At 31.9% G+C, this 26,508-nt stretch carries 27 protein-coding genes; 23 read left to right on the forward strand and 4 right to left on the reverse strand.

Annotated features, from left to right (window positions below):
• The first annotated feature begins 102 nt into the window (after window positions 1-102).
• The 9 genes from glmS to MHH94_RS02715 all read left to right on the forward strand — a co-directional run bounded on the left by glmS (window position 103) and on the right by MHH94_RS02715 (window position 9,744).
• Complete coding sequence (gene glmS / locus MHH94_RS02675) at window positions 103-1,905, forward strand: glutamine--fructose-6-phosphate transaminase (isomerizing) (RefSeq protein ID WP_048541298.1); 1,803 nt, start codon at window positions 103-105, stop codon at window positions 1,903-1,905.
• 281 nt (window positions 1,906-2,186) lie between these two features.
• Window positions 2,187-2,489 carry a metal-sensing transcriptional repressor gene (locus tag MHH94_RS02680; protein ID WP_058592389.1) on the forward strand — a complete coding sequence of 101 codons (303 nt, stop codon included), beginning with the start codon at window positions 2,187-2,189 and terminating at the stop codon, window positions 2,487-2,489.
• Between the two features lie 13 nt (window positions 2,490-2,502).
• On the forward strand, window positions 2,503-4,887 hold the full coding sequence (locus tag MHH94_RS02685; protein ID WP_106417835.1) for a heavy metal translocating P-type ATPase: 2,385 nt from the start codon (window positions 2,503-2,505) through the stop codon (window positions 4,885-4,887).
• Between the two features lie 243 nt (window positions 4,888-5,130).
• Window positions 5,131-5,739, forward strand: a complete 609-nt coding sequence (locus MHH94_RS02690) for a DedA family protein (protein ID WP_084755686.1) — start codon at window positions 5,131-5,133, stop codon at window positions 5,737-5,739.
• Window positions 5,740-5,761: 22 nt separating this feature from the next.
• Entirely contained in the window at window positions 5,762-6,211 is a 450-nt protein-coding gene (locus MHH94_RS02695; protein ID WP_058592393.1) for a GNAT family N-acetyltransferase, read from the forward strand.
• Between the two features lie 132 nt (window positions 6,212-6,343).
• Complete coding sequence (locus MHH94_RS02700) at window positions 6,344-7,129, forward strand: VOC family protein (RefSeq protein ID WP_084755688.1); 786 nt, start codon at window positions 6,344-6,346, stop codon at window positions 7,127-7,129.
• A 104-nt stretch (window positions 7,130-7,233) separates the two neighbouring features.
• Complete coding sequence (locus tag MHH94_RS02705) at window positions 7,234-8,013, forward strand: ABC transporter ATP-binding protein (protein ID WP_058592386.1); 780 nt, start codon at window positions 7,234-7,236, stop codon at window positions 8,011-8,013.
• Window positions 8,014-8,089: 76 nt separating this feature from the next.
• Entirely contained in the window at window positions 8,090-8,944 is an 855-nt protein-coding gene (locus tag MHH94_RS02710; protein ID WP_106417836.1) for a Cof-type HAD-IIB family hydrolase, read from the forward strand.
• A gap of 143 nt (window positions 8,945-9,087) precedes the next feature.
• Window positions 9,088-9,744, forward strand: a complete 657-nt coding sequence (locus MHH94_RS02715) for a haloacid dehalogenase type II (protein ID WP_048541283.1) — start codon at window positions 9,088-9,090, stop codon at window positions 9,742-9,744.
• Between the two features lie 50 nt (window positions 9,745-9,794).
• Here MHH94_RS02715 and MHH94_RS02720 read toward each other — a convergent pair whose 3' ends face one another.
• Window positions 9,795-10,754 carry a hypothetical protein gene (locus MHH94_RS02720; RefSeq protein WP_058592383.1) on the reverse strand — a complete coding sequence of 320 codons (960 nt, stop codon included), beginning with the start codon at window positions 10,752-10,754 and terminating at the stop codon, window positions 9,795-9,797.
• Window positions 10,755-10,933: 179 nt separating this feature from the next.
• Between MHH94_RS02720 and MHH94_RS02725 the strand changes: the two genes are divergently transcribed.
• The 4 genes from MHH94_RS02725 to MHH94_RS02740 all read left to right on the forward strand — a co-directional run bounded on the left by MHH94_RS02725 (window position 10,934) and on the right by MHH94_RS02740 (window position 13,856).
• On the forward strand, window positions 10,934-11,467 hold the full coding sequence (locus MHH94_RS02725) for a CHAP domain-containing protein (RefSeq protein WP_106417892.1): 534 nt from the start codon (window positions 10,934-10,936) through the stop codon (window positions 11,465-11,467).
• A 14-nt stretch (window positions 11,468-11,481) separates the two neighbouring features.
• Entirely contained in the window at window positions 11,482-12,129 is a 648-nt protein-coding gene (locus tag MHH94_RS02730; RefSeq protein ID WP_048541281.1) for an SDR family oxidoreductase, read from the forward strand.
• 18 nt (window positions 12,130-12,147) lie between these two features.
• Window positions 12,148-12,882, forward strand: coding sequence for a metallophosphoesterase family protein (locus MHH94_RS02735; RefSeq protein ID WP_106417893.1), 735 nt, complete (start codon window positions 12,148-12,150; stop codon window positions 12,880-12,882).
• Between the two features lie 92 nt (window positions 12,883-12,974).
• Window positions 12,975-13,856 carry a nuclease-related domain-containing protein gene (locus tag MHH94_RS02740; RefSeq protein ID WP_232157278.1) on the forward strand — a complete coding sequence of 294 codons (882 nt, stop codon included), beginning with the start codon at window positions 12,975-12,977 and terminating at the stop codon, window positions 13,854-13,856.
• A gap of 409 nt (window positions 13,857-14,265) precedes the next feature.
• Here MHH94_RS02740 and MHH94_RS02745 read toward each other — a convergent pair whose 3' ends face one another.
• A complete protein-coding gene (locus tag MHH94_RS02745) occupies window positions 14,266-15,210 on the reverse strand; it encodes a cation diffusion facilitator family transporter (protein WP_058592379.1) in 945 nt (314 codons plus the stop codon).
• Between the two features lie 19 nt (window positions 15,211-15,229).
• Entirely contained in the window at window positions 15,230-15,529 is a 300-nt protein-coding gene (locus MHH94_RS02750; RefSeq protein ID WP_025907403.1) for an ArsR/SmtB family transcription factor, read from the reverse strand.
• A gap of 137 nt (window positions 15,530-15,666) precedes the next feature.
• On the opposite strand from MHH94_RS02750, the gene MHH94_RS02755 reads away from it, so the two are divergent.
• The 5 genes from MHH94_RS02755 to MHH94_RS02775 all read left to right on the forward strand — a co-directional run bounded on the left by MHH94_RS02755 (window position 15,667) and on the right by MHH94_RS02775 (window position 20,361).
• Entirely contained in the window at window positions 15,667-15,981 is a 315-nt protein-coding gene (locus MHH94_RS02755; protein ID WP_084755727.1) for a CHY zinc finger protein, read from the forward strand.
• A gap of 117 nt (window positions 15,982-16,098) precedes the next feature.
• On the forward strand, window positions 16,099-16,596 hold the full coding sequence (locus MHH94_RS02760) for a hypothetical protein (RefSeq protein ID WP_037590018.1): 498 nt from the start codon (window positions 16,099-16,101) through the stop codon (window positions 16,594-16,596).
• Between the two features lie 73 nt (window positions 16,597-16,669).
• Window positions 16,670-18,100, forward strand: coding sequence for an MDR family MFS transporter (locus MHH94_RS02765; protein ID WP_058592377.1), 1,431 nt, complete (start codon window positions 16,670-16,672; stop codon window positions 18,098-18,100).
• A 114-nt stretch (window positions 18,101-18,214) separates the two neighbouring features.
• On the forward strand, window positions 18,215-19,279 hold the full coding sequence (locus tag MHH94_RS02770) for a YkvI family membrane protein (protein WP_078354990.1): 1,065 nt from the start codon (window positions 18,215-18,217) through the stop codon (window positions 19,277-19,279).
• Window positions 19,280-19,326: 47 nt separating this feature from the next.
• A complete protein-coding gene (locus MHH94_RS02775) occupies window positions 19,327-20,361 on the forward strand; it encodes an alpha/beta hydrolase (RefSeq protein ID WP_048541270.1) in 1,035 nt (344 codons plus the stop codon).
• A 44-nt stretch (window positions 20,362-20,405) separates the two neighbouring features.
• On the opposite strand, the gene MHH94_RS02780 is transcribed toward MHH94_RS02775, so the two are convergent.
• On the reverse strand, window positions 20,406-20,909 hold the full coding sequence (locus MHH94_RS02780) for a GNAT family N-acetyltransferase (RefSeq protein WP_048541269.1): 504 nt from the start codon (window positions 20,907-20,909) through the stop codon (window positions 20,406-20,408).
• 118 nt (window positions 20,910-21,027) lie between these two features.
• On the opposite strand from MHH94_RS02780, the gene MHH94_RS02785 reads away from it, so the two are divergent.
• Genes MHH94_RS02785 through MHH94_RS02805 form a run of 5 tightly spaced genes read left to right on the forward strand, consistent with a single transcriptional unit; the run spans window position 21,028 to window position 26,445 of the window.
• Entirely contained in the window at window positions 21,028-21,954 is a 927-nt protein-coding gene (locus MHH94_RS02785) for an NAD-dependent epimerase/dehydratase family protein (RefSeq protein ID WP_058592375.1), read from the forward strand.
• 9 nt (window positions 21,955-21,963) lie between these two features.
• Window positions 21,964-22,647, forward strand: a complete 684-nt coding sequence (locus MHH94_RS02790; RefSeq protein WP_048541267.1) for a response regulator transcription factor — start codon at window positions 21,964-21,966, stop codon at window positions 22,645-22,647.
• 1 nt (window position 22,648) lies between these two features.
• A complete protein-coding gene (locus MHH94_RS02795; protein ID WP_106417735.1) occupies window positions 22,649-23,710 on the forward strand; it encodes a sensor histidine kinase in 1,062 nt (353 codons plus the stop codon).
• 49 nt (window positions 23,711-23,759) lie between these two features.
• Window positions 23,760-24,521 (forward strand): ABC transporter ATP-binding protein, encoded by a 762-nt coding sequence (locus MHH94_RS02800; protein WP_048541263.1) that lies wholly within the window; start codon window positions 23,760-23,762, stop codon window positions 24,519-24,521.
• Window positions 24,511-26,445 carry an FtsX-like permease family protein gene (locus MHH94_RS02805; protein ID WP_058592374.1) on the forward strand — a complete coding sequence of 645 codons (1,935 nt, stop codon included), beginning with the start codon at window positions 24,511-24,513 and terminating at the stop codon, window positions 26,443-26,445. The genes MHH94_RS02800 and MHH94_RS02805 overlap by 11 nt, the downstream gene beginning before the upstream one ends.
• The last annotated feature ends 63 nt before the right edge of the window (window positions 26,446-26,508 follow it).

Here is a 26,508-nt window from a genome sequence, read left to right on the forward strand (position 1 = left end):
CCAAAGACATTGAAATAGCCATAAATTGAACAGAGTATTGAAAGCGACTAGACTAAAATTTTAAAGTCTGACCGCTTATTTAAAATTGGAGGAATTTTGATTATGTGTGGAATAGTAGGATATATAGGTACAGCAAATGCTAAAGAATTATTACTTAGAGGATTAGAAAAATTAGAATATAGAGGTTATGATTCAGCTGGTATTGCTGTAAGAAACGAAGAAGAAATTAAAGTATTTAAAGAAAAAGGAAGAATTGCTGAATTACGTAAAGCAGCTTCTGATGACTTTGATGGAAATATTGGTATTGGACATACACGTTGGGCAACTCACGGTGTGCCAAACTATGAGAACGCTCACCCTCACCAATCAACATCTGGTCGTTTCACATTAGTACACAATGGTGTCATTGAAAACTATGAACAACTTAAAAATGAATTCTTATCAGGTATCACTTTTAAATCAGATACTGATACTGAAGTTATTGTTGAATTAATTGAACACTTCTCAAACGAAGGATTAACTACAGAAGATGCTTTCAATAAAGTATTATCATTATTACATGGTTCATATGCATTAGGTTTATTAGATGAACAAGATGCTGACACAATCTACGTAGCTAAAAATAAATCACCATTATTAGTTGGTATCGGTGATGGATTTAATGTAATTGCTTCAGATGCAATTGCTATGTTAGCTGTAACAGATACTTATAAAGAATTAGTCGACAACGAAATTGTTATCGTAAAACGCGATGAAGTGATCATTAAAGACCAAGAAGGTAACGTAATTGAAAGAGATAGCTATAAAGCTGAAATCGATGCTTCAGACGTTGAAAAAGGTACTTATGATCACTACATGTTAAAAGAAATTCACGAACAACCAGGTGTTATGCGTAACATTATTCAAAACTACCAAGATGAAGAGGGTAACCTTAAAATCGATAAAGAAATTATTGAAGATGTTGCACAAGCAGATAGAATTTATATCGTTGCATGTGGTACAAGTTACCATGCTGGTTTAGTAGGTAAAGAATACATTGAAAAATGGGCAGGCGTTCCTACCGAAGTACATGTAGCTTCAGAGTTCGTTTACAACATGCCTTTATTATCTGAAAAACCATTATTCATCTTTATTTCACAATCAGGTGAAACAGCAGATAGCCGTGCAGTATTAGTAGAAGCTAAACGTTTAGGTCACAAAGCATTAACAATTACAAATGTACCAGGATCAACTTTATCTCGTGAAGCAGATCATACATTAATTTTACATGCTGGACCTGAAATCGCTGTTGCATCAACAAAAGCATACACAGCACAAATCGCTGTATTAGCAATTCTTTCTCAAGTAGTTGCGAATGCACATAACAAAAATACTGGCGTAGATATTATTCCTGAATTAGCGAAAGTAACAACTGCAATCACTGCAATTGTTGACGATGCGCCTAAAATGGAACAAATTGCTAAAGATTTCTTAGAAACAACACGTAACGCATTCTTTATTGGACGTACAATGGATTACTATGTAGGTCTTGAAGGTGCATTGAAACTTAAAGAAATTTCTTATATCCAAGCAGAAGGATTTGCTGGAGGAGAATTAAAACACGGTACAATTGCATTAATTGAAGAAGGTACACCAATCATTGCATTAGCTACACAAGAAAAAGTTAACTTATCGATTCGTGGTAACGTTAAAGAAGTTGTAGCACGTGGTGCTAATCCATGTATTATCTCTATGGAAGGTTTAGAACACGATCATGATACGTATGTAATACCACACGTTCATGAAATGTTATCACCACTTGTATCAGTAATCACATTACAATTAATCTCTTACTACGCTGCATTACACAGAGGTTGTGACGTAGATAAACCACGTAACTTAGCTAAATCAGTTACAGTTGAATAGAATGATATTAAACACCTGAGCAAGTAGCTCAGGTGTTTTTTTATGTAAATTTTGAATATATTATATACGGTTAGGCGTGTATGATGACTTGTAGTAACAAAAGTCCGAGGAAATGTAACTAAGGCAGCCCATAGTAACAAAAGTCTGGGGAAGTGTAACTAAGGAGGCCCATAATAATAAACTGCCGTTATTCAACATCTCATTACAAATTTTTTGAGCTTTTATATTGATAAATATACTATAGGGGGGTATATTATTAAATAAAGAGAGGACGTGATTGTATGAGTGAATATTTACATGAACATACTGTAACACCTAGAACGAAAGAGGAAAAAGATAAAGTGATCAATAGACTTAAACGTATTGAGGGTCAAGTGCGTGGTATTCAAAGTATGGTTGAAGAAGATAGATATTGTGTGGATATATTAGTACAAATTAGTGCGATACAGTCTGCTTTGAAAAATGTTGGACTTGCGGTAACGGAAAGACATGTTAAACATTGTGTGACGGATGCTATTCAAAATGGTGAAGGTGAAGAAATGATTGATGAATTGATGAGTGTACTTAAACAATTTTCTAAGTAAGGAGGTAAACGAAATGAGTGAATCTAAACATGTTACTGTTGGTGTAACGGGTATGACATGTGCAGCTTGTTCCAATCGTATTGAAAAAGTGTTAAACAGAATGGATGGCGTTGATGCTCAAGTGAATTTATCGACTGAGAAAGCATCCATCACTTTCAATAATGACGCTACAAATTTATCCGATGTAACAAATAAAATTGAAAATCTCGGATACGGTGTCTTAACTGAAAAGGCTGAATTAGATGTTTATGGTATGACATGTGCAGCATGTTCTAATCGTATCGAGAAAGTACTCAATCGACAAGAAGGCATTACACAAGCAACAGTTAATTTAACGACTGAACAAGCTAATGTTGAATACAATCCTGAAATAATAGATGTTAAAAGTATCATTAATAAAATTAAAAATTTAGGATATGACGCTGCTACTAAAAGTGATGTTCAAAATAAAACAACGCATAAAGAACAAGAAGTACAGAAAATGAAAACTAAACTTATTATTTCTGCTATTTTATCATTACCACTTTTATTAACGATGTTTGTGCATTTATTTAATTTGCCTATGCCTGATATCTTAATGAATCCTTGGTTTCAATTTATATTAGCAACACCTGTTCAATTTATAATTGGCTGGCAGTTCTATGTTGGTGCTTATAAGAACTTGAAAAATGGTGGCGCTAATATGGATGTTTTAGTGGCATTAGGAACAAGTGCAGCATATTTTTATAGTTTATATGAAGCTATCAAAACAATTGGTAATCCATCTTATATGCCGCATTTATATTTCGAAACAAGTGCAGTGTTAATTACGTTAATCTTGTTTGGTAAATATTTAGAAAAACGCGCTAAAAGTCAAACAACGAATTCTTTATCATCTTTATTAAATTTACAAGCTAAAGAAGCAAGAGTTATTCGGGATGATAAAGAGATCATGATACCTATTGATGATGTCGTTGTCGGTGATATATTGAATATCAAACCAGGTGAAAAGATACCGGTGGACGGTATTATTGAAAAAGGACGTACATCAATAGATGAATCTATGATTACCGGTGAATCTATTCCTGTTGAAAAAACGATAAATGAAGAAGTCATTGGTTCAACGATTAATAAGAATGGTTTAATTCATATTAAAGCAACAAAAGTAGGTAAAGATACGGCACTGGCTTCTATCGTTAAAATTGTAGAAGAAGCGCAAGGATCTAAAGCCCCTATCCAAAGATTAGCGGATGTTATTTCTGGTTATTTTGTTCCGATTGTTGTTGGGATATCAATCTTAACATTTATTGTATGGATAACATTAGTGGATCCAGGTCAGTTTGAACGTGCATTAGTAGCAGCAATTGCTGTGATTGTCATTGCTTGCCCATGTGCGCTTGGATTAGCTACGCCAACATCCATTATGGTTGGTACGGGTAAAGCTGCCGAGAATGGCATATTATTTAAAGGTGGCGAACATTTAGAACGTACACACCAATTAAATACAATTGTGCTAGACAAGACTGGTACAATTACAAAAGGTAAACCTGAAGTTACGGATTATACTGGCGACTTAGAAACACTCAGTCTTTTAGCAAGTGCAGAAAAAGGATCAGAACACCCACTTGCTGAAGCTATTGTTGCATATGCTACAGAACAAGAAGTCGCATTAAATGATGTAGACGACTTTGATGCAATACCTGGATACGGTATTCAAGCTACTATTCAGAATAAAGAAATATTAGTGGGTAATCGAAAATTAATGGCAAGACATAGTATCGAAACGAAAGATTTTGAACAAGACATGTCCAATTTAGAATTAGAAGGTAAAACAGCTATGTTAGTTGCTGTGGATCGTACATTTAAAGGTATAGTCGCAGTTGCGGATACGATTAAAGACAGTGCACCAGAAGCGATTAAAATGCTTCAAGAGGAAGGATTAGAAGTCGTGATGCTTACAGGTGACAACGAAAGAACAGCTCAGGCTATCGCAAGTCAAGTAGGTATTCAAAAAGTCATTTCTGAAGTATTACCAAATGAAAAAGCCGATAAAATTAAAGATATTCAAAGTACTGGTAAAAAGGTTGCAATGGTCGGTGATGGTGTTAATGATGCGCCAGCGTTAGCAATATCAGATATTGGTATCGCAATTGGAACTGGTACGGAAGTTGCGATTGAAGCGGCAGATGTAACAATTCTTGGTGGAGAATTATTACTTATTCCTAAAGCGATTAAAATAAGTCATGCAACAATTAAAAATATTAAACAAAACTTATTCTGGGCATTCGGCTATAATACGGCAGGCATACCAATTGCTGCAGTAGGTATCCTAGCACCTTGGGTTGCAGGTGCTGCGATGGCATTAAGCTCTGTAAGTGTCGTCACAAATGCATTAAGATTAAAAAAAGTTAAATTATAAATACTCATTCACACTCATATATAAATGGGTGTGAATTTTTTTATGAATCATTTTATTGTAAAATAAAAAGTAATGACAATTCATATAAATATAAATTGTCATGTTCATACTTAAGTCTTACACTTATTCAGCAACATATATTATATAATTAAGTTTCATCATTATGTTTTATTTATTATTATCGAATGTTTATATTTACAAAGCAATAAAAAGAGAAAGATATCAACTTAAAGGAGCAAATCAATGGAGAGTTGGATTACAAGTGTAATGGAACAATTTGGCTATTTTGGTATAGCCTTATTGATATTATTGGAAAATGTTTTCCCACCCATACCATCAGAGGTTATCTTAACATTTGGAGGTTTCATGACCACTAAGTCAGATCTAACAGTCTTAGGTGTAGTCGTTGCATCTACAATAGGTTCTGTAGGCGGTGCTGTCATATTATATTGGATTGGTCGTATTCTAAATGTTGAAAGAATCGAAAGAATTATCGAGAAATGGGGAAAATATCTTAGGTTAACGAAAGAAGATGTAAGAAAAGCAGATGCTTGGTTCGATAAATATGGACCATGGACTGTATTCTTCTGTAGATTTATTCCACTTATTCGAAGTTTAATATCCGTTCCAGCTGGTATGAGCGGTATGAATCAATGGTTATTTTTAGTATTAACGATAATCGGTACATTGATTTGGAATTTAGTATTAGTACTGGTAGGCGCTAAAGTAGGAGATAATTGGCATCAAATCGTCAATTATATGGATGTTTATTCTCACTTTATGTATGCAGTCATTGCAATTGGTATAATTGTATTTATCATTTGGTTTATTAGAAAGAAGAAAGTTTCATAACTTAAACAATGAAGGTGATACAATGATAGCTTTATGTGAGCAGTTAAATGATAGGCATTATGAATTATTAGCTTTAGCAGATGAAAATCAACATGCTGTTAATGATTATGCTACTAGAGGACAAGTATATGTTTATCAACAAGATCATCAAGATATCGGAATTGCAGTTGGGTTATTAACGAGACCCAATACATATGAATTAGTTAATTTAGCAGTTGATCCACATTTTCAAAATCAAGGTATAGGGAAATTATTAATTGACCATATGATTAATGAAGCGAGAAATTTACATTGTCATACAATAACTGTAGGAACAGGTAACTCAGGTATAGGGCAGTTGAAACTTTATCAACAAGCTGGATTTAGAATGAAATCAATAGATATTGATTATTTTGTTAAGTATTACGAAGAACCTATCTTTGAGAATGATATACAATGCAAAGATATGGTGAGATTAGAAATGGAATTGTAATAAAAGGACCTATACGGATTCAATTTTAAATTGTGTCGTATAGGTTTTTTGCTTTTTGAAACAAACTAGTATACTTTTTATAGTATATAAAGTATACTATTGTTTATTAATAAATAAGAAGAGGTGCAAGTTATGTTTCATGGTAAAGATGCAAATTTAGTAAAAGGCATTACATTAAATGTTAAAGATTTAGAAAAAATGACTGTATTTTATGACAGTATTTTAGGTCTAAATATAAAAAGTAAAGATGATAAGCAAACTGTATTTGAAATTGGTAACTCAGGTCATACTATTACATTAAATTTATTAGTGGATGGTAGAGAACCAAGTATGAGAGAAGCTGGATTATTCCATCTAGCAATATTATTACCAACAACTGCCGATTTAGCTGACTTTTTATTACATGCTTCAAGATTAAATGTAAGACTTGGCGCTGGGGATCATATCGTGTCAGAAGCATTGTATTTAAATGATCCAGAAGGAAATGGTCTAGAAATTTATAGAGATAGAGATCCAGAAACTTGGGTATGGAATGATGGAAACGTTAATATGGATACACTTGAAGTAGACGCAGAAGCATTAGTCCAACATGTTTCAACTGAAGGTTGGAATGGTATGCCTGAAGGTGCTAAGATTGGCCACTTACATTTAAAAACAAGCAACATCAATGAAAGCAAAGATTTCTATACTGATACATTAGGATTAAAAATTGTTGTAGGTAATTTCCCTAATGCATTATTTATGTCAACGAAAGATTATCATCACCATATTGCGATTAATACATGGCAATCTAATAAAAAACGTGAAGATTTAGATCATAGTTACGGACTTGCTAATATCGATATGCAAATACCGAATAGAGCATCTGAAGTATTGATTTCGCCAGATGGATTAAGATTCGATATTAATCCAGAATAAGCATGATAAAATTTAGCCTTCCTATCCAATCACCTTTAATATAAGAGATGTTTCATGTACAATAAGTGAATATTCTAAATTCTTATATTAAAGGGGATGTAAGTATGCTTCTTGATTTGAAACATATTAATTGGATTAGAGAAGGCAAATACATATTAAAAGATATTTCTTGGGAAATAGTAGATGGAGAACATTGGGTGTTATACGGACTAAATGGTGCAGGTAAATCTACTATTCTCGATATTATTAACGCGTATACTGCTCCATCATCTGGGGAATTTGAAATACTAGATATGAAACAAGGAAGACCAGGTTATTCAGCAGATGGCATTAGAAGACAAATAGGTTATGTTTCGTCATCTTTATTTAAGAAAATGAGACAACAGGACAATGCTTTTACAACAGTCATTAGTGGTGCTTATGCGTCAATTGGTGTTTATGAAGAACCTACTGAAGAAATTAAAGAAAAAGCGAAACATATTTGTGAAACACTAGGTATTACACATTATATAAATAGAAGGTTTGAAACGCTATCACAAGGTGAACAAACGCGCGTATTAATAGGTAGAGCATTAATGTCTGAACCGAGGTTGCTTATTCTTGATGAACCAACAAATGGATTAGACTTTGTAGCGCGTGAAGATCTGTTAGAAAGAATTGAGTATATCGGACAAGATAGTGATGGACCAACCATTATTTATGTGACACATCATTTAGAAGAAGTCTTACCGATCTTTAAAAACATACTTTTATTGAAAAATGGTGAAGTATTCAAATTAGGTAATATTCAAGCGCTATTAAACAGTGATAATATGAGTAACTTATTTGGAATTGATGTAGATGTTGAGTTTAAAAATAATAGACCAATTTTATCTAAAAAGTAACATGTATTTAAAAAAATTGCCTTTACGCTGTGAGCATGAAATAATAGATATTGATAAATGATATGGAGGATTCAACATGACGAATCAAGCAGTTTTTTTAGATATGGACGGGACAATTTTAAATGAAGACAACAGAGTCACGAATCATACAAATGATGTTATTCAAGAAGTTAGACAAAAAGGCATTAAAGTATTTATTGCGACAGGAAGAGCATATGATGAAATTCCATATTTAGTACCAGAGAACTTTGAAGTTGATGGTATCTTATCTTCAAATGGAGCAGTAGGATATATTAATGGAAAAGAAATATTTAAACACCAACTGCCTATGGAAACAGTGCGTAAACTTGTTGATTTAGCAGAACAACATCAAATTTATTATGAGTTATTTCCATATTATAAAAATCGTATCGCCTTAAAACGTGATAAAACGTTATTACTTTCTGAAATCCAAACAGATGAATTAGGTGATGTAGAACGTAACGAATGGAAATCACGACAAGAAGCTTTAAGTGAAAAAATCAATTGGGTTGATGAAATACCTGAAGATGCTTATTCTAAATTTTATTTCTTCAAAAAATACGAATCAGAAATTAAAAAATGGGAAGAGCTTATCGTACCAATGAAAGAAGAATTAGATATTTCAATATCTCATTCAACAACTTGTAATTTAGAAACAATGCCTATAGGTGTTAACAAAGCGACAGCTATTCAATCGACTTTAGACTATTTAGGAATTGCAGAAGATACTGAAACATTTGCGATTGGTGATAGTGATAACGATAGACAAATGCTCGAGTTTGTAGACAATCCAATTGTTATGAAAAATGCACCTGATCATATTAAAGCGTTAGGTAGTGAAGTTACGAGACGTACAAATGTAGAAAATGGTGTCGCTGACTTTTTAAGTCAAAAGTTTTTAATTAAATAAATCAAGTTATGAAACCATGTCCGATTTGCGGTGACATGGTTTTATTGTATAAACTAAAAATATTGTCAGCAATATATTTTGTGTGATTGTTTTATATACATTTGGATATAATATAATGAGTGATGTTTTAAAGGGGTGATGAAATGATTAAAACAGTTGTATATGATTTATATGGAACACTTGTTGATATAGATAGTGTAAGAGAAAAATGTGAAAAGTTATTCCCGGGAAATGGAGATAGGATTGCTAAAGCATGGCGATATAAATTAATTGAATATACACATGTGAGACAATTAGTGGATGAATATAAACCATTTAGTAAAGTGATTCGTGATTCACTTGAATATGTGCTCAGTAGAAATGATTTTGATTACTCATTGAAAGAAATTAACGAATGTATGGCAGCATATAATCAATTAACGCCATTTCCAGATGTCGCACATACATTAAAAGAATTATCAGAAGTCGATCAAATAATATTTAGTAATGGCAATAAAAACATGATAGAACAAGTACTAGATTATTCAAATATCACGAGTTACTTTAAGTTTATCTTGTCTCTTGAAGAGTTTGGCGTGTATAAACCAGATTCTAATGGATACGCATTGCTAGAAGAAAATATTCCATATAATAAAGATGAAGTACTATTTGTATCATCAAATAAATGGGATATTGTTGGTGCACAAAAGTTTGGATTTCAAACGGCATGGGTTAATCGTAATTTTAGTGATTTTGAATATATAGAGGTTAAACCCGACTTTGAATTACAATCCTTATATAGTATTAAAGATTTAATATAATAAATAAGGCGCTCAATCTATTGCATCTAGATTGAGCGCTTTATATGTTATCAATTAGGATTACTGTTATTTGGAGGGTAAAGTGCATTTTTATTTTTATGATAGAAGTTCATAACACTTCCGTATATGAAGTATGAAACAATAAACATAAAGATAAAGTACACAATATATCCAAGTACCGCGAATATAACTTGTAATACTGCTGGCATAAATGAAACGACAACTGCAACAATGATACCAACAATAGCTAAAACAATATATGCAACAACAACATAAAGTAAGTTGCTGAATAACAATTTCCAAGCATTATTAGGACCTTTACTTGTAATGTTCCAACCAATTGAGAATTTAGTTAAAGTGGGTAATGATCTTTGATCAATATGAACAAGTACTGTGTTCATAATAAATATTACTAAATAATATAATGGAATAAACACTGCGAATAGAACTAAAATCATAAATAACATGATGATTACAAATGATATAGACATTGCACCAAAAGCTTCACTTGAACCGCTTGGTTGCATAATAGCCATAGATGTTCCAAATATCGCAAAGAATATTAGTTCAACAACTAATACGACAATATAAATCGCTATATACATTGCAACACTAATCACACCTATAATGATTGTAAGTTTTAATGTTTTAACATAGTTTCCTTTTCGTAAGAACATAAATAAATCACTAAAGTTTGGCCCAATACCTAAGTCTGTATCTTTGTAGTATTTAATCATGCCATAAGCTAAAGGAATTAAAACAAAGATATATAAACCAAGTGTTAATAAAAAGCCGAGTACCATAGTGACAAAGAATATCGCTAGTCCTCCACCAGAAGGTTCACCTGAAAAGTCTTGTGATGAAGCGAGTGAGACACCACCGATTAAGAATAATACACCCGGTATTAACATTATAAGAATCATAACGATTGATGCTAAAATAGAAAATAGAATAGTTTTTAAATGGAATCCCTGTCCATTTCTAAAGTAATCCAATTGGAACTTGAACATATGATTCACCTCTTGTCTTTTTGTATCATTAGGGTACCATAAAAAACTATGAAAATGTCATTTAATTGTCAAAAACTTTCTTGCATTTGCGAATTTTTTGTAAAGAGCTATAAGCACTTTATTTGATATCCTACGTTATAACTCATATATTTGAGGTATATTAGTTATAGGAGTGAGCTATGAAAAAGTTATTCCGCTTCATTATATACCTTGCAACATGGGTCGCTATCATAACGATGGTATTGCTGTTTAAAAGCCAAGGTGGATTCGATTTTTTTAATCATTATGTTGAAGATGTAAAGAAGCAGATGAAAGAAAAAGAAGTAGCAATGCGCACAGAACAAATTAAAAAGAATGATAAAACAGATGACCGTTCGCTTGGTAATTTTTATCAAGAAGGTCAATGTACATTTTATGTATTTGAAGAAAGATTGAAAATTGATAAAAAAATTAGTTCATCTTGGGGTGACGCTAAACATTGGGATGACCGTGCCAAAGAAGAAGGTTATAAAGTGAACGGAAAACCTAGTGAAGGCTCAATCTTACAAACAGATTATGGTGAACTAGGACACGTCGCAATAGTTGAAGAAGTAAAAAATGATGGTTCAATTGTTGTTTCTGATATGAACTATAAAAAGCCATATGAAGTGACTTCAAGGTTAATCACACCAGATAGATTACACAACTATCGTTTTATACATGAAAAAATTTAGAGGAGTGTTTTATAATGAAGATTTTCGTAATAGGCGCTAATGGACAAATAGGAAGACATTTAGTTGAAGATTTAGTAGCAGAAGGCAATGAAGTTGTTGCAGGTATTAGAAAAAACAGTCAAGCAAGTTTCTTTGAAGACTTAGGAGCAACAACAGCACCACTAGATCTTGAATATGACGACATCAATGACATTTCTGAAAAAATAAAAGATTCAGATAAAGTTGTGTTTACAGCAGGTTCAGGTGGACATACTGGTGCGGACCAAACAATTATTATTGATTTAGACGGAGCAGTTAAATCAATTGAAGCAAGTAAAATAGCAGGTACGAAACATTTTGTACTCGTATCTTCATTTGATACGAGAAGATCAGCTTTTGAAGGAGATTTAAAACCTTATACAATAGCTAAACACTATGCAGATGAACATTTAAGAAACGCTAATATACCATATACAATCGTTCATCCTGGTGCGCTAACAAATGATGATGCTATTGGAACAGTTACTTTAGCAGAAGAAGTAGAACGTGGAAAAATACCTCGTAAAGATGTAGCGACTGTCTTGGTTGAAGTATTAAACAATGATGAGAAAATTGGTCAAGAATTCCAAGTCGTTTCAGGAGATGTTGAAATTAAAGAAGCAGTTGATCAATTTAATCAATAATCATAAAGGAGTATTATGATGGTTAAATTCGCAATTTTAACAGATATACACGGAAATATCGATGCATTAAACGCGGTACTTTCAGATATCGATAATCGAACGGATATAGATCACATTTATAACTTAGGTGATAATATTGGTGTTGGCCATTGTACTAACGAAGTTCTTGAAACCGTAACAAGTAGAAAAGATATGACATACATTGCTGGTAATCACGACGAAGCGATTATGTCAGTCGTTAACAACGAGCCATATCCTGAAAGTTTGAAAAGTAAGTTCTATGAACATCATCAATGGATAGTAGAACATTTAGACAGCAAATATTATACCTTTTTAAATGAACTTAAACGTGAAGTTACAAAAGAAATAGACGGTTTAAAATTTTATTTCACACATTATCGAATACTCGAAGAAAATATGGATAAGCATATTAGTGAAGATCCATTTGAACCAATTGTAGATCCTTCGTTAGAACATGTACACGGATTATTTAACGGAGTAGATGCAGATTTTGTCACATTCGGACATAATCACGTGTTACATCACTTTGATGATATAGAAACAATATATTTTAATCCAGGATCAGTAGGATTAAATAACGATGCATACGCAGTGTATGGCATAGTAGAAGTTAAAGATGGTGCCATAAACGTAGAAAGAGTCAAAGTACCTTATGATAATCAACCATTCTTAGAAGGATTCGATGATAAGAAAGTGCCAGGTAAACAATTAATATTTGAATCATTTATATAGAAGAAATCAGCCACTACATTGATGTTGTGGCTGATTTTTTTACTGAGATGGATTAAAATGGAAATGAATAAACTTATAAAGAAGGTGAACCATTGAAAAAGAACTATTATTCAGTGATTGGATCTCTTATAGGTAAAACATATATAAGTCCTCAAGATATTCAAAAGTATGAAACATATAAAAAAGGAAAAGAAGGTGAAAGGAAGTTTTTGGAAATATTAAACTCTATTGATCAATTAGAGTTTATATATGATTTACAACTTCAAAGTACTCAAAATTATCAATTTGATTTTATAGTTATCACTGATAAGATTATATATCAATTCGAAATCAAAAATTATTTTGGTAAATATGAATTTAATAATGGTAATTTGATTTGTGATAACGGGTTTGTAATTAAATATCCGTTAGCTCAATTAGATAGAAATGACTATATCCTAAATAAAGTACTTGATAAATTAGATATAGAAAGAACAATAAAAAGCTATATAATATTTATTAACGGAAATTTTAGTATGAAAGGCAAAATAGATGAAGAAACAATTATTTTACCAAACCAGTTAAATAAAGTAAGACATCTCCTTAACAATAATAACTCTCCAAATAATTCTATAATAAAAACCACATTACAAAATCTCCATACACCTTTTGAAGATGATTATCATCAATATCTGAATTATGAATTTAACAAATTAAAACCTGGTGTAAGATGTACACAATGTAACAATATAATAGATACACCACTGAAAAATAAAAAGAAAATAATCACTTGCACTAACTGTTTTAATGAGATACCTAGAAAAGAACTTATTTTAAATACTTTAGACGAATTAATGTATTTGAAAGGAGCACCATTCAATATGAAAGAAGCCAGGAAGTGGTGTAATGGTGTACATAGAAATACACTTTCATATATTATGAAAGGACATTTTAAAATGATTACACAAGGAAATACTAAAGTATATTATAAGTAAGTTAATGCATATCATAAATTTGAGTTTGAATAGTGTGATGGGGTACTGAATCCAGGTATAGCGCACGAAGACCGTGAGATATCGTGCGCTAAGGTACAAAACCCGGGTGTATCGCACGAAGACTGAAAGATATCGTGCGCTAAGGTACAAAATCAAGGTGTATCGCACGAAGACTGAAAGATATCGTGCGCTAAGATACAAAACCCGGGTGTATCGCACGAAGACTGAAAGATATCGTGCGCTAAGGTACAAAATCAAAGTGTATCGCACGAAGACTAAGAGATATTGTGCGCTAGGGTAAAAAATCAAGGTGTATCGCACGAAGACTGAGAGAGATTCCTATACCAAATTATATAAAGTAAAAAAACTAGAACAAATTAGGTATATTTACCTAAATGTTCTAGCTTTTTTAATGTACGTGTTCTGTTTGTTCCATGCAACAGAGTAGGGAACTGTCATGTTGATGATCTGGTGTTTCTAATTGGATTGTTGCGTGATGTATAGATTTATGAATAAGTTTATGATTGATTTCTTCTATTATATTATCGCATTCCTGTACAGTCTTATCTTTATCTACGACTGCGTGACAACTTAATGCTGTTAAGTCACTTGTAATGGACCATATATGCAAATCATGTACTTCAATAATATCTGGGTGTGAAGTGATTGTTTCAGATATTTCATGAACATCGATATTTGATGGTGTTCCTTCCATTAGTACATTCAATGCAGATTTCGTAACACCATATCCGCTTCTAATAATTAATAGTGCCACAATAACACTTGCTATCGGGTCAGCTAATTTCCAACCGAATGTAATCATAATGAGTGCTGCTACGATTGCGCCAACTGATCCTAATAAATCTCCGAGTACATGAATGAATGCACCACGCATATTTAAGTTGTCTTTCGTATCAGAACCTTTAAACATTAACCAAGCAATGAATATATTTACAAGTAAACCGATTGTACTTATGATTAACATGCCAGTTGAAGCGACTTCTGGTGGATCTATAAATCTTGAAATGGCTTCATAAAAGATATATATACTAATACCAATCAATAAGACACCATTGATTAAAGCTGCTAAAATTTCAAATCTCTTATAGCCATATGTCTTATTCTTATTGGCTACGCGCTCACCAAATTTAAATGCCATTAATGCAATAAAGAGTGAAATGGCGTCACTAAGCATATGTCCAGCATCTGATAGTAAAGCTAAACTATTTGTAATATATCCACCAATCACTTCAACTATCATAAATACGGCAATGATAATAAATGAAATGAGTAGTATCTTTTTATTATTTGTATGAACATGGTTGTGGTCATGTCCATGATGTTCATGTCCCATAAAAACACCTCCTAAATTGTTAATGTTTGGCATGCTCGATGGCTTGTTTTAATAATAAGATAACGTGATCATCATCTATTGAGTAGTAAATACTTTTACCTTCACGTTCAAATTTAACAAGCCTAAGATTCTTTAAAAATCTTAATTGGTGCGACACGGAAGATTGACTTAGCGAAAGTGTTTCAGCTATACAACCTACAGAATGTCGACCGGTACATAATAAATGTAATATCTTTACGCGAGTCGGATCGCTTAATGCTTTAAAAGTTTGTGATACAAGTAATAATGTTTCGTCATCTAAAATAGTATTTGTAGTCATATTATTCTCCTAACATATGAATATATGTTCATATGTTAATTTTATTAAAATTTATCGTTTATGTCAAATCATTATAAATTGACAAAATAGCTATAATTATGAGATGTTCACTTAAAGTAAATTTTTTGGAGGATACTATGGTGAAAATACATGGCTTAACTGTAGATAATGAATCTAGATGTGAACATTATCATACGCCACTTGATATCATCGCTATTAAATTTAAATGTTGTGATAAATTCTATCCTTGTTACAAGTGCCATAATGAATGTGAAAAGCATGACATTAAAAGATGGGATCAATCTGAATTTAATGTACATGCGATACTTTGTGGGGTTTGTAAAGAAACAATTTCTATCAATGATTATATGTTAAAAGAAGTATGCCCAAATTGTGATGCTCGATTTAATCACCGATGCAAGTATCATCACCATTTATATTTTAAAATTTAAGTTGGTTTTCTTTTTTAAAGGTAATTTATTACAAAACATGTTATAATATTTTTGACTTTAAAATTTTAACATTGAAAAGAATGTGAATGTTGCATAGAGAGAAAAGGAGGACATTGAATGAAGGATTTGATTAAAGGTCATATATTAAGTGGCGAATTTGATACTGCATATAGATTGATGTCCGAAGTGGATTTCTTAGAATTTGAAGAACACTTTATTTCAGCAGCTCACGAAGAAGAAAGTACGATGTTTTATACATTTATATTAGACTGTATTAAGAAGGAAGAAACAAGTGAACTTCATGACTTAGCGTTCTTGTTACACGTTTATCCATATAGTGAACATGATGGCGCATTTCATTCAGCTTATTATCATGCTGAAAGATCGATGATTTTAACAGATCATAAAGAAGTTAAGAGTTTATTACAAATGCTTCTTTTACATGCTATACCGGAACCTTTACTTTCTGACAAACAAGCTTTTGATATAAGTAAGCAAATACTTAAGATAGACCCAGAAAATAAAGTTGCTAGAAATATTATGAAAGAAACAGCGAAGAGGATGGACCAAGTAGTGGTAGATTTTTCACAACTATCCAAATCTCAAAATGCATAAACCTAGTCTTTTGACTAGGTTTCTTTTTTATGTCATCATAGACAAGTTACAAAATAAAATTTAGGAGAAAAAAATGGAGAATCAGTTTAAAAGAAAAATAATTATGATTGTCTTTTTAGTTGGTACATTTTTCATGATTTTAAATGAAACACTCTTAAATATTGCATTAAAAGAATTAATGTCAGTATTTGATGTTGATGCACCAACTGTCCAATGGATGGCAACTGGTTTCATGTTAGTAATGGGTGTACTAACACCATTGTCTGCAGTCGTAAATCAATGGTTTACAACGAGACGGTTATTTTTAGGGTTAGTAACAATATTTTCTATCGGGACTTTAACTGCGGGGTTAGCTATTAATTTCCCAATGTTATTAGTAGGAAGAATGATTCAAGCAGCTGGAACGGGGCTTATGATTCCAACTGTCATGAATGCAATGCTCATGCTTTATAATGAAAATGAACGCGGGAAAATTATGGGGCAATTCGGATTAGTCATTATGTTTGCACCTGCATTAGGTCCAACATTATCAGGTGTTATTGTTGATTATTTAGGGTGGAGATGGTTATTTTTAATCGTTATCCCATTCATGCTATTTACGTTTATATTCGCATATAGATATTTACAAAATGTTGGAGAAGTTACAAGACCAAAAATTGATGTCTTTTCAATCATTTTATCAACAATTGGTATTGCGACAATTATATATAGTGTTTCTTCTGTGAGTAGTACAGAAGGCGGATTCTCAAGTCCTTCAATATATATCACACTCATCATCGGTATCATTACAATGATACTATTTGTCTTTAGACAACTTAAATTAGAAGAACCTTTATTAGATTTAAAAGTGTTTAAATATCACAATTATACTAAAGGCGTTATCATTTTCGTAGTCGTTATTATGACAATGTTTGCTTCTGAAATTGTAATGCCAATGTATTTGCAAGGTCCTATGGGTTTCAGTGCTAAAGTTGCTGGACTGATCTTATTACCAGGCGCTTTATTAAATGGTTTCTTGTCACCTTTTATGGGTGCCATATTTGATAAAATTGGTCCTAGAAAACTTGTTGTACCAGGTTTAATCATATTGTTATGTGTATCAATATTTTATTCAACAATTCATCCAGGTATTTCGGTTTGGATATTTGTTATTGTATATATTATATTAATGATTAGTATTTCTGCAGTATTGATGCCAGCTAATACAAACGCATTAAACGCTTTACCAAAAGAAATGTATCCACACGGTACAGCTGTATCCAATATGTTACAGCCAATTGGTGGCGCATTAGGTATTGCGATTTTTGTAAGTATTATGAACGGTGGACAAAGAGCAGCATTAGAAGGTATCAAGAAACCAACAGTTGATCAAATTAATCATGCTATGACACAAGGTATTCATCAGTCATACTGGTTTGGTATCATTTTACTTGCACTAGCAGTTATTGTTGGTTTTACAGTTACAAGAGCAAATTATAGTCAATCAATTAAAGATAATTCATAAATATATATGAAAAAGAGCAGGACTTTTATAGTCTTGCTCTTAATTTTTTGGAATACTTTCATGAATAGTGGGTATACATCATTATGTTGAACAAAATTATGAGGAGGAAAGTTTGTGTCAAATTTGAAAGAAGCAACAAAAATAGGGTTTGCTTATGTTGGGGTCGTTGTTGGTGCAGGGTTCTCGACAGGGCAAGAGGTAATGAAATTCTTTACCCACTATGGTTTATACGGGTATATAGGAGTTATTATATCTGGTATAATGTTGGCGTTTTTTGGTAGACAAGTAGCTAAAATTGGTACGGCACTCGATGCAGATGATCATAGCTCAACAATTAACTATTTATTTGGTAAAGCAGGTATCGTTATAGATTATGTATTAATATTTTTCTTATTTGGTATATCAGTAACGATGATAGCTGGCGCAGGATCAGCATTTAATGAAAGTTTTGGGGTGCCAACTTGGTTAGGTGCTTTAATTATGTGTATTGTTATATATATCACGCTTTTATTAGACTTCGATAAAATTGTAAAAGCACTAGGTGTCGTAACACCGTTTTTAATCATTGTTATTTTAATAATAGCAGGTTACTTCTTTGTGAATGGCCAAGTAGGCATATCTGAAATTAACGATACGGTTGAATCACCAAGTCTTTTCTGGGGAATTGTTCAAGGATTTATTTATGGTGGTTTAGCCTTCTCAGTAGGATTTAGTACATTAATTGCCATTGGTGGAGATGCTGATAAGCGACGTATTTCAGGCTTAGGTGGCATTATTGGTGGTATTATATATTTAATATTATTAGCACTTATCAATGCTGGATTATTAGTTGAATATCCTAATATTAAAGATATTGAGATACCAACGTTAGAACTCGCTAGAACAATTTCACCTGTTATTGGGCTTGCATTATCAGTGATTATGCTTATGGTTATGTACAACACGATTTTAGGACTTATGTACTCATTTACGGCAAGATTTACTGTACCGTTTTCTAAAAAATACGTTGTATTATTGACGATATCTATGGTTCTCGCTTATGGCTTAAGCTTTGTAGGTTTCTCATCACTTATTGATAAATTATATCCAGCTATGGGTGTTATAGGTTTAGTGATTTGTGCTGCAATTGTTGTTAAATATATTAGTCGTAAAAGAGATAACAAAAAACATATCGCATAAAATAATTGAATATGTTAAACTATCTTCTTACATGAGGAAGTGAACATATGAAAAGGAAAAAACGACGATTGTTTATTTTGATTGTAGCGATCATCGTTGTTGTAAGTGGGTTTTACGGTTATAACAAATATCAGGAACATAAACAAAGGGAAGCACAATTACAAGCTCAAAGAGCCAATCAATTGTTACTAAACAATAAGAAAGTAAAATTGATACGTGATGTATCTTATGGACACAGTGCACCAAATAGTCAAATGGATATTATTATGCCTTCAAAAATGAAAAAAGGTGAGAAATTGCCAGTTATTTTTTGGACGCATGGTGGTGGTTTTATTGCGGGAGACAAAAGACATAAGAATCCATACTTAGCACAAATTGCTGAAAAAGGATATATCATCGTAAATGTTAATTATGCTTTAGCACCTGATTACCAATATCCGACACCAATACAGCAATTAGATCAAGCTACTAAATATACATTAAAACATAGAAATAAATTTAATATCGATTATAGACAAATCGTATATGGCGGAGATTCTGCAGGTGCTCAAATTGCCAGTCAATATGTGGCTTTACAAACAAATGATAAATTGCAACAACAAATGCGTATGAAGCCAAGTATTAAAAAAGACTATTTAAAAGCTGCCATTCTTTTTGGTGGGTTATATAATATGCAAACGGTGAGAGCTACAGAATTTCCTAGAATTGATTTATTTATGACGAGTTATACGGGTACTAAGGAATGGGAACAGAACTTTGCGAGAATTAATCAACTATCTACCGTTGATCAAGTGACAAAAGATTATCCACCTACATTTTTAACGGTTGGAGATGCTGACCCATTTGATCCACAAAATAGAGAATTTGATGAAGTCCTTAAAAAGCAAGGTGTTCAAACGACTACAACATTCTTTGATGGTACACACGGTTTACGTCATCAATACCAATTCCATATGAACTTGAAGGAATCTAAGAAAAATTACAATAATGTCATGATGTTTCTAGGGGCTAATACGAAACAGTCACCATATGAAAATAATGCAAACCAAGATTCTGAAACAGTGATTAAAAAAGATGAATAATAAAAAAGGCAAACTACGCGAAATACGTGATGAGTTTGCCTTTTTTATAATAATTTTGCCATCATAAATTCATCGTAATATTTATCATTAAAATACAATGTTTGTTCTTTCTTTCCTTCTACTTTAAAACCAAATTTCTCATATAATCGGTATGCAGGTTCATTCTCCGTAACGACTGTTAATTCTAGTCTATGCAGTTGTCTTCTTACTGCCCAAGCTTCAGTTTCTTGTAATAGTTTATATCCAATTCCTTTATTTCTAAATGTCGGGAGTAGACCCATTGCAATTTTAGCAGCATGACGATTTCGATTCGTTTTGCCACCTTGAATAGTTACATAACCAATTAATGTGTCATTTAATTCCGCAACAATGATTGTAGAGTTACTTGTCGTAATCATTTCTTCTAGAAATAAAGTTTGGTTCTGTATAGATATTTGATGCTCACCTGGATTAAATAGTAAATATTCGGATTGGTTAATCACGCTATCTAACAATTTATTAAAGTCTTCAACATCATTTATTCGAATTTCGCGTATGATTTCTTTCATAAAATGTCTCCTATTTCTATTTATAAATTACAAACAGTGGTATATTTATGTTAATTAAACAATAATTTATAAACAGTATAACACATATGTAAAGTCCGAATATAAAGGAGTGCTTAAAATGAAAGCGAATGTACTCATCTCAGGTGGATCAGGGTATATAGGCAAGCATTTAATCAGTACGTTAAAAGATATCGGAAATCTTTATACGATTACAAAGTATGAATCAGATATGATGATAGATGATGAAGTTACTTGGAGAAAATGTGATATTTTTGTACTTAAAGATATGATTGAAGCATTGAAAAATATAGATATTGCAATTTATTATTTAGATCCAAACAAGAAATCAGCAAAGTTAACACAAAGTACTGCCCGTAATTTAAACATCATTGCGAGTCATAATATGGCGAAAGCATGTAAAGTAAATAATGTTAAAAAAATTATATACATTAAAGGTTCGCCTTTTGATATAGAAACGATGGAAATATTAAGTTCAACCGGTATTGAAGTTCAAGTGACAGAACAATCTATTAAGCGACCAGCTGTATCGATAGAATTACAGAAGTCTAAAATTGATGACGTTAGAAGCGTTGATAGAATGCCTATTCCATATAAATGGGATTTAGAGGATGTTGTGAAATACTATTTCCAGTGGTTACAAGAGACTAGTGGAACGTTAGTAAGAACAGAATTAATTGGAGATATTTATTATGTTTATTTTCAACATCGCAGTAAACCATTATTAAAATTAAAAAGAGTACATCCAAATATTGATGAAGATATTATACAGTTCAAAGTTATTGGCGGTTCACTTACTGTAGATTTGTATGAAGATAATGGCATGTTAGAATTTAGAAAGTTAAGGTTAAAAAATGAATTTATAGTTCATTTATTTAATTACGTACCAAGATTACCGTGGAGTATATATTATTTATCACAAGCACCTATTCATAATGTAACGATGAAGGGATTCGAAGTTGATTGTAGAATTAAAGATTTTCAACTACGCAGTATAGCAGGAGAAGTTAAAAAATATACAAAGTAGAGGGATAGTATGGAATTACTAATAATTGAAGATGATGAAACTTTATTTAATGCTATGAAGCAACAACTAGAAAAATGGGATTGGTCAGTACATGGCATAAATGATTTTGGTGCCGTGTTTGAAGAATATAAAATATTGCAACCAGACATGGTCATTATAGATATACAGTTACCTCAATATGATGGATTCTATTGGTGTCGTGCGATAAGAAAACAGTCTAACATACCGATTGTATTTTTATCTTCAAGGGATCATCCGATGGACCAAGTCATGAGTATGGAACTGGGTGCTGATGACTTTATACAGAAACCATTTCACACGGAAGTGTTAGTTGCTAAACTACAAGCAATTTATAGAAGAGTTTATCAATATAATAAAGATGAGCCTAGAATCAAATTATGGCATAAAGCGCGAGTGGATTACGGTAAACATATTATTGAAAAGAATAACATTGAAATTTCGTTAACTAAAAATGAAATGTTTATTTTAGAAATTCTGTTGAATCATAAAAATGAAATCGTGAGTAGAGATAAGATTATCACTGCTTTATGGGATGATGAACAATTTGTGAGTGACAATACATTAACCGTTAATGTTAATCGATTAAGAAAGAAACTTACTGAAATTGGATTCAATGATTTAATTGAAACTAAAGTAGGTAAAGGCTATATAGCGCACGAGCCGGAGGGATAAAATGATCAAGTCGTTTCTGAAAGAAAGATGGATTTGGATATTACTGTTTATAATTATGCAAGCTACCATACTGTTGACGAGTTGGTTAGATGTAGCCTTTTCTTTTAAAAGCGCTTTATACTTAATTGGTATAAATTTGATTATTTTTATCGTGTTTATATGGTTGATTTACACGCGAGAAACAAGATTTTATAGCGCATTAAAAAATGATATGCCGATTAAAGAAATTGAACATAAAGAATTGAATCAATCAACATATGAAAAGATTGTTTTTGATTATATTCAACTTTATGATGAGCATACGAGACGTACTATTCACAATCAAAATAAAGAAATACAAGCGACTAAAAATGATTTATTAGATTGGATACATGAAGTCAAAACGCCCATCACGGCAATGAAATTATTATTAGATCAAATCGAAGAACAAGCTCTAAAAAAGAATTTATTATATGAGTGGAGCAGAATCGACTACTTACTGGATCAGCAACTTTATATTAGACGTTTAAGCTCTAAAAGTAATGATTTTTATTTTGGACATTATGATTTAAAAGAGATGGTTATTAAAGAAATTCAACATGCACGTAATATCAGCATGGCAAAAGGCATAGGGTATGACATTCAAATTGAAGATGAAAAAGTATATACAGATGAAAAATGGTGTCGTACTGTCATTAGACAGCTGATAAGTAATGCTCTGAAATATACTGAGAATAAAGATATTATCATTTCAACTTATGAGCAGCATGGTCAAACATACTTGAAAATTCAAGATTTTGGGCGAGGTATTAAAGCGAGAGATTTACCACGTATTTTTGAAAGGGGCTTTACTTCGACGACTAATAGACGTGAGTCAACAGCCACAGGAATGGGTCTTTATTTAGTTAAAGAGATTACTGAAGGACTAAGTATTAAAGTCAATGTTAAATCTACTCATGGAGAAGGTACGACTGTATTGCTTATTTTTCCTCAACCAAATGATTTAACAACAATAGAACAGGCAAGTGACAATAATGTCACATCAAACTTAAAAATGTACGATGAATCAAAGGAAGAATCGTAAAAAAGGCTATATTATGGAATCATAAACAAATTTCAAAGGAGTTTTGAATATGAGTATATTAAAAACTGAACAACTCGTTAAAGTTTATGGTTCTAAAAAAAATCAACAAGAAGTGTTGAAGCAAATAGATATGACTGTTGAAAAAGGTGAATTCATTAGTATTATGGGCCCATCTGGTTCAGGAAAAACGACACTTTTAAATGTATTAAGTTCCATTGATTATGCGACAACAGGGCAAATTGAAATAAATGGTCATCAACTACAAAACATGAATAATAGACAAATGTCTAATTTCAGAAAAAAAGAGCTCGGATTTATATTCCAAGAATATAATTTGCTTAATACGCTTACCGTGCAAGAAAATATTATGTTACCATTAACGATTCAAAAAGTTTCTAAAAAAGAAGCTCAAATTAGATTTGAAGAAATTAGTAAAGCTTTAGGTATTTTAGATATACAAAATAAATATCCTAGTGAAATCTCTGGTGGTCAAAAGCAGAGAACTTCAGCAGCAAGGGCATTTATAGCACAGCCATCAATTATATTTGCTGATGAGCCTACAGGTGCATTAGATTCTAAATCTGCATCAGATTTACTGAACAAATTAAATCAAATGAATCAGACAACACAATCAACAATTGTAATGGTTACACATGATTCATCAGCAGCAAGTTATTCAAATAGAGTCATATTTTTAAAAGATGGTAAAATCTACTCTGAACTTTATAAAGGAGACGATGATAGAGAGACATTTTACAAAGAAATCATCAAAACACAAAGTGTGTTAGGTGGTGTTGTAAATGAGCTTTAATCAAATTGTTATTAAGAATTTAAGACGCAACATTCGACATTATAGTATGTATGTCTTTTCAATAACAATGAGTGTCATGCTCTTTTTCGGATTTGTTACGTTAAGATACTCTGAAGATTTAAATAGTGTTCAATCTGGTATAAGAGTTGGCGCTGCTATTAAAGTAGGTGTAACAATACTGACAATTATCATCGTTATATTTCTACTTTATGCCAACAAACTCTTTATAAAGAGAAGATCTAGAGAAATTGGGTTGTACCAATTAATTGGTATGACTAAGCGTGAAGTCTTTAAAATATTTGCTTTAGAAAACTTTGTATTATTCACATTAACAGCTGTGATTGGATCTATTTTAGGATTTTTCTCATCTAAAATATTATTGATGATTTTATATAAAATCATCGGCATCCAACAAGAAGCGCATTTGAATTTTAGCATAGAAGCATTCATTCAAACTATTGTACTTATGATCGCGATTTATATCATTATCGCTTTTCAAAATGCAATATTTATTAAGAGAAAAACAATTTTAGCACTTATGCATGAATATAATGCTACAGATACTAAAATTAAGAAAATTAAACTATATGAATTAATTTTTGGTGCAATTGGTATCGTAATGATTATAAGTGGTTACTATTTATCAAGTGTCATGTTCGATAATCTCAGTAGTGCTGGGATGACAACGTTATATATAAGGATGCTTACAATTTTATTCTTAACAATAGTGGGTGCATACTTGCTCTTCAGATGTTCAATTTCACTGATATTTAATACTATTCGTAAATATAAAAAAGGTATGTTGAGCGTAACAGATGTTGTTTCAACTTCATCTATTATGCACAAAATGAAAACAAATGCTTTATCGCTGACAATTATCGCAATAGTGTCAGCTATGTCAGTTGGTCTACTAGCGTTAAGTTACGTACAATATTACAATGCCGAAGAAACAGCTCGAAGCACGGCACCAGACGATTATATTTTTGTAAATAAAGAGGCTAATCAACAATTTAAAAAAGCCTTAGATGCTGAACATATCCAATATAAAGAGCGTAATTATGGCGTCACGCGTTATATCATTGATGATAGAAAAGTGCTGAAGAATGCTGATGAAACAACTGGTAAAGCTCCTAATTCACCTTCAACAGTTGCTAAAGCATCTGAATTTAAAGATTTAAAATTGAAAGATGATGAAGTAGCAATCGTAGGATACAGTGATATTCTTGATAAAGTCATTACTGTTAATGATGAAGGAAAAATGTCTTACAAAATGGACAATCAAACACATCATCTTAAAATGAAATCTATTAGCAAAGAATCGTATTTGGCTACAATAATAACTTATAATGCACCTGTTTATGTTGTATCAGATCACACATTTGATCAAATGAAAAAGCATGAACCTAAAAATGATGATTTGAATCAGCAATATGGTGTGAACTTAACAAATGATAAAGATGTTAAGAAAGCAGAAAAAATCTTTAGTAAGGTGAAAAGTGAAACGGATTCTTCAATGTCTTATTACGAGATTTACAATGATTCTAAAAGTGGCCTCGGTGTTATGCTATTCATTCTTGGTTTCTTAGGTATTGCATTCTTACTTTCTACAGGATGTATCATTTACATTAAACAAATTGACGAAACAGAAGATGAAACATCAAACTATATTATCTTAAGAAAGTTAGGTTATACATCTAAAGATATGTCCAAAGGTATCGCACTAAAAATTGGCTTTAACTTTGCGTTACCATTAATCATTGGATTATGTCATGGATATTTCGCGGCTAAATCAGCTTGGTTCTTTATGGGACAATCGTTCTATACACCAGTGCTTATTGTGATGTCACTTTATTCATTAATTTATATTCTGTTTGCCTTCTTAGCATATATCCACTCTAAACGCGTGATTCAAAGAGTACTTTAAAAATTAAATATTTAAAATAAAGGCTAGTGCTTGTCATTAGCCTTTTTTTGTGTTATAAAATAC

The organism is Mammaliicoccus sp. FSL K6-3158, assembly GCF_038005105.1.
Classification (GTDB): domain Bacteria; phylum Bacillota; class Bacilli; order Staphylococcales; family Staphylococcaceae; genus Mammaliicoccus; species Mammaliicoccus sciuri.

Bases quoted from the DNA above. Each gene is read 5' to 3' on its own strand.
- glmS (WP_048541298.1), top strand. From the start codon at position 103: ATGTGTGGAATAGTAGGATATATAGGTACAGCAAATGCTAAAGAATTA.
- MHH94_RS02680 (WP_058592389.1), top strand. From the start codon at position 2,187: ATGAGTGAATATTTACATGAACATACTGTAACACCTAGAACGAAAGAG.
- MHH94_RS02685 (WP_106417835.1), top strand. From the start codon at position 2,503: ATGAGTGAATCTAAACATGTTACTGTTGGTGTAACGGGTATGACATGT.
- MHH94_RS02690 (WP_084755686.1), top strand. From the start codon at position 5,131: ATGGAGAGTTGGATTACAAGTGTAATGGAACAATTTGGCTATTTTGGT.
- MHH94_RS02695 (WP_058592393.1), top strand. From the start codon at position 5,762: ATGATAGCTTTATGTGAGCAGTTAAATGATAGGCATTATGAATTATTA.
- MHH94_RS02700 (WP_084755688.1), top strand. From the start codon at position 6,344: ATGTTTCATGGTAAAGATGCAAATTTAGTAAAAGGCATTACATTAAAT.
- MHH94_RS02705 (WP_058592386.1), top strand. From the start codon at position 7,234: ATGCTTCTTGATTTGAAACATATTAATTGGATTAGAGAAGGCAAATAC.
- MHH94_RS02710 (WP_106417836.1), top strand. From the start codon at position 8,090: ATGACGAATCAAGCAGTTTTTTTAGATATGGACGGGACAATTTTAAAT.
- MHH94_RS02715 (WP_048541283.1), top strand. From the start codon at position 9,088: ATGATTAAAACAGTTGTATATGATTTATATGGAACACTTGTTGATATA.
- MHH94_RS02720 (WP_058592383.1), bottom strand. From the start codon at position 10,754: ATGTTCAAGTTCCAATTGGATTACTTTAGAAATGGACAGGGATTCCAT.
- MHH94_RS02725 (WP_106417892.1), top strand. From the start codon at position 10,934: ATGAAAAAGTTATTCCGCTTCATTATATACCTTGCAACATGGGTCGCT.
- MHH94_RS02730 (WP_048541281.1), top strand. From the start codon at position 11,482: ATGAAGATTTTCGTAATAGGCGCTAATGGACAAATAGGAAGACATTTA.
- MHH94_RS02735 (WP_106417893.1), top strand. From the start codon at position 12,148: ATGGTTAAATTCGCAATTTTAACAGATATACACGGAAATATCGATGCA.
- MHH94_RS02745 (WP_058592379.1), bottom strand. From the start codon at position 15,210: ATGGGACATGAACATCATGGACATGACCACAACCATGTTCATACAAAT.
- MHH94_RS02750 (WP_025907403.1), bottom strand. From the start codon at position 15,529: ATGACTACAAATACTATTTTAGATGACGAAACATTATTACTTGTATCA.
- MHH94_RS02755 (WP_084755727.1), top strand. From the start codon at position 15,667: ATGGTGAAAATACATGGCTTAACTGTAGATAATGAATCTAGATGTGAA.
- MHH94_RS02760 (WP_037590018.1), top strand. From the start codon at position 16,099: ATGAAGGATTTGATTAAAGGTCATATATTAAGTGGCGAATTTGATACT.
- MHH94_RS02765 (WP_058592377.1), top strand. From the start codon at position 16,670: ATGGAGAATCAGTTTAAAAGAAAAATAATTATGATTGTCTTTTTAGTT.
- MHH94_RS02775 (WP_048541270.1), top strand. From the start codon at position 19,327: ATGAAAAGGAAAAAACGACGATTGTTTATTTTGATTGTAGCGATCATC.
- MHH94_RS02780 (WP_048541269.1), bottom strand. From the start codon at position 20,909: ATGAAAGAAATCATACGCGAAATTCGAATAAATGATGTTGAAGACTTT.
- MHH94_RS02785 (WP_058592375.1), top strand. From the start codon at position 21,028: ATGAAAGCGAATGTACTCATCTCAGGTGGATCAGGGTATATAGGCAAG.
- MHH94_RS02790 (WP_048541267.1), top strand. From the start codon at position 21,964: ATGGAATTACTAATAATTGAAGATGATGAAACTTTATTTAATGCTATG.
- MHH94_RS02795 (WP_106417735.1), top strand. From the start codon at position 22,649: ATGATCAAGTCGTTTCTGAAAGAAAGATGGATTTGGATATTACTGTTT.
- MHH94_RS02800 (WP_048541263.1), top strand. From the start codon at position 23,760: ATGAGTATATTAAAAACTGAACAACTCGTTAAAGTTTATGGTTCTAAA.
- MHH94_RS02805 (WP_058592374.1), top strand. From the start codon at position 24,511: ATGAGCTTTAATCAAATTGTTATTAAGAATTTAAGACGCAACATTCGA.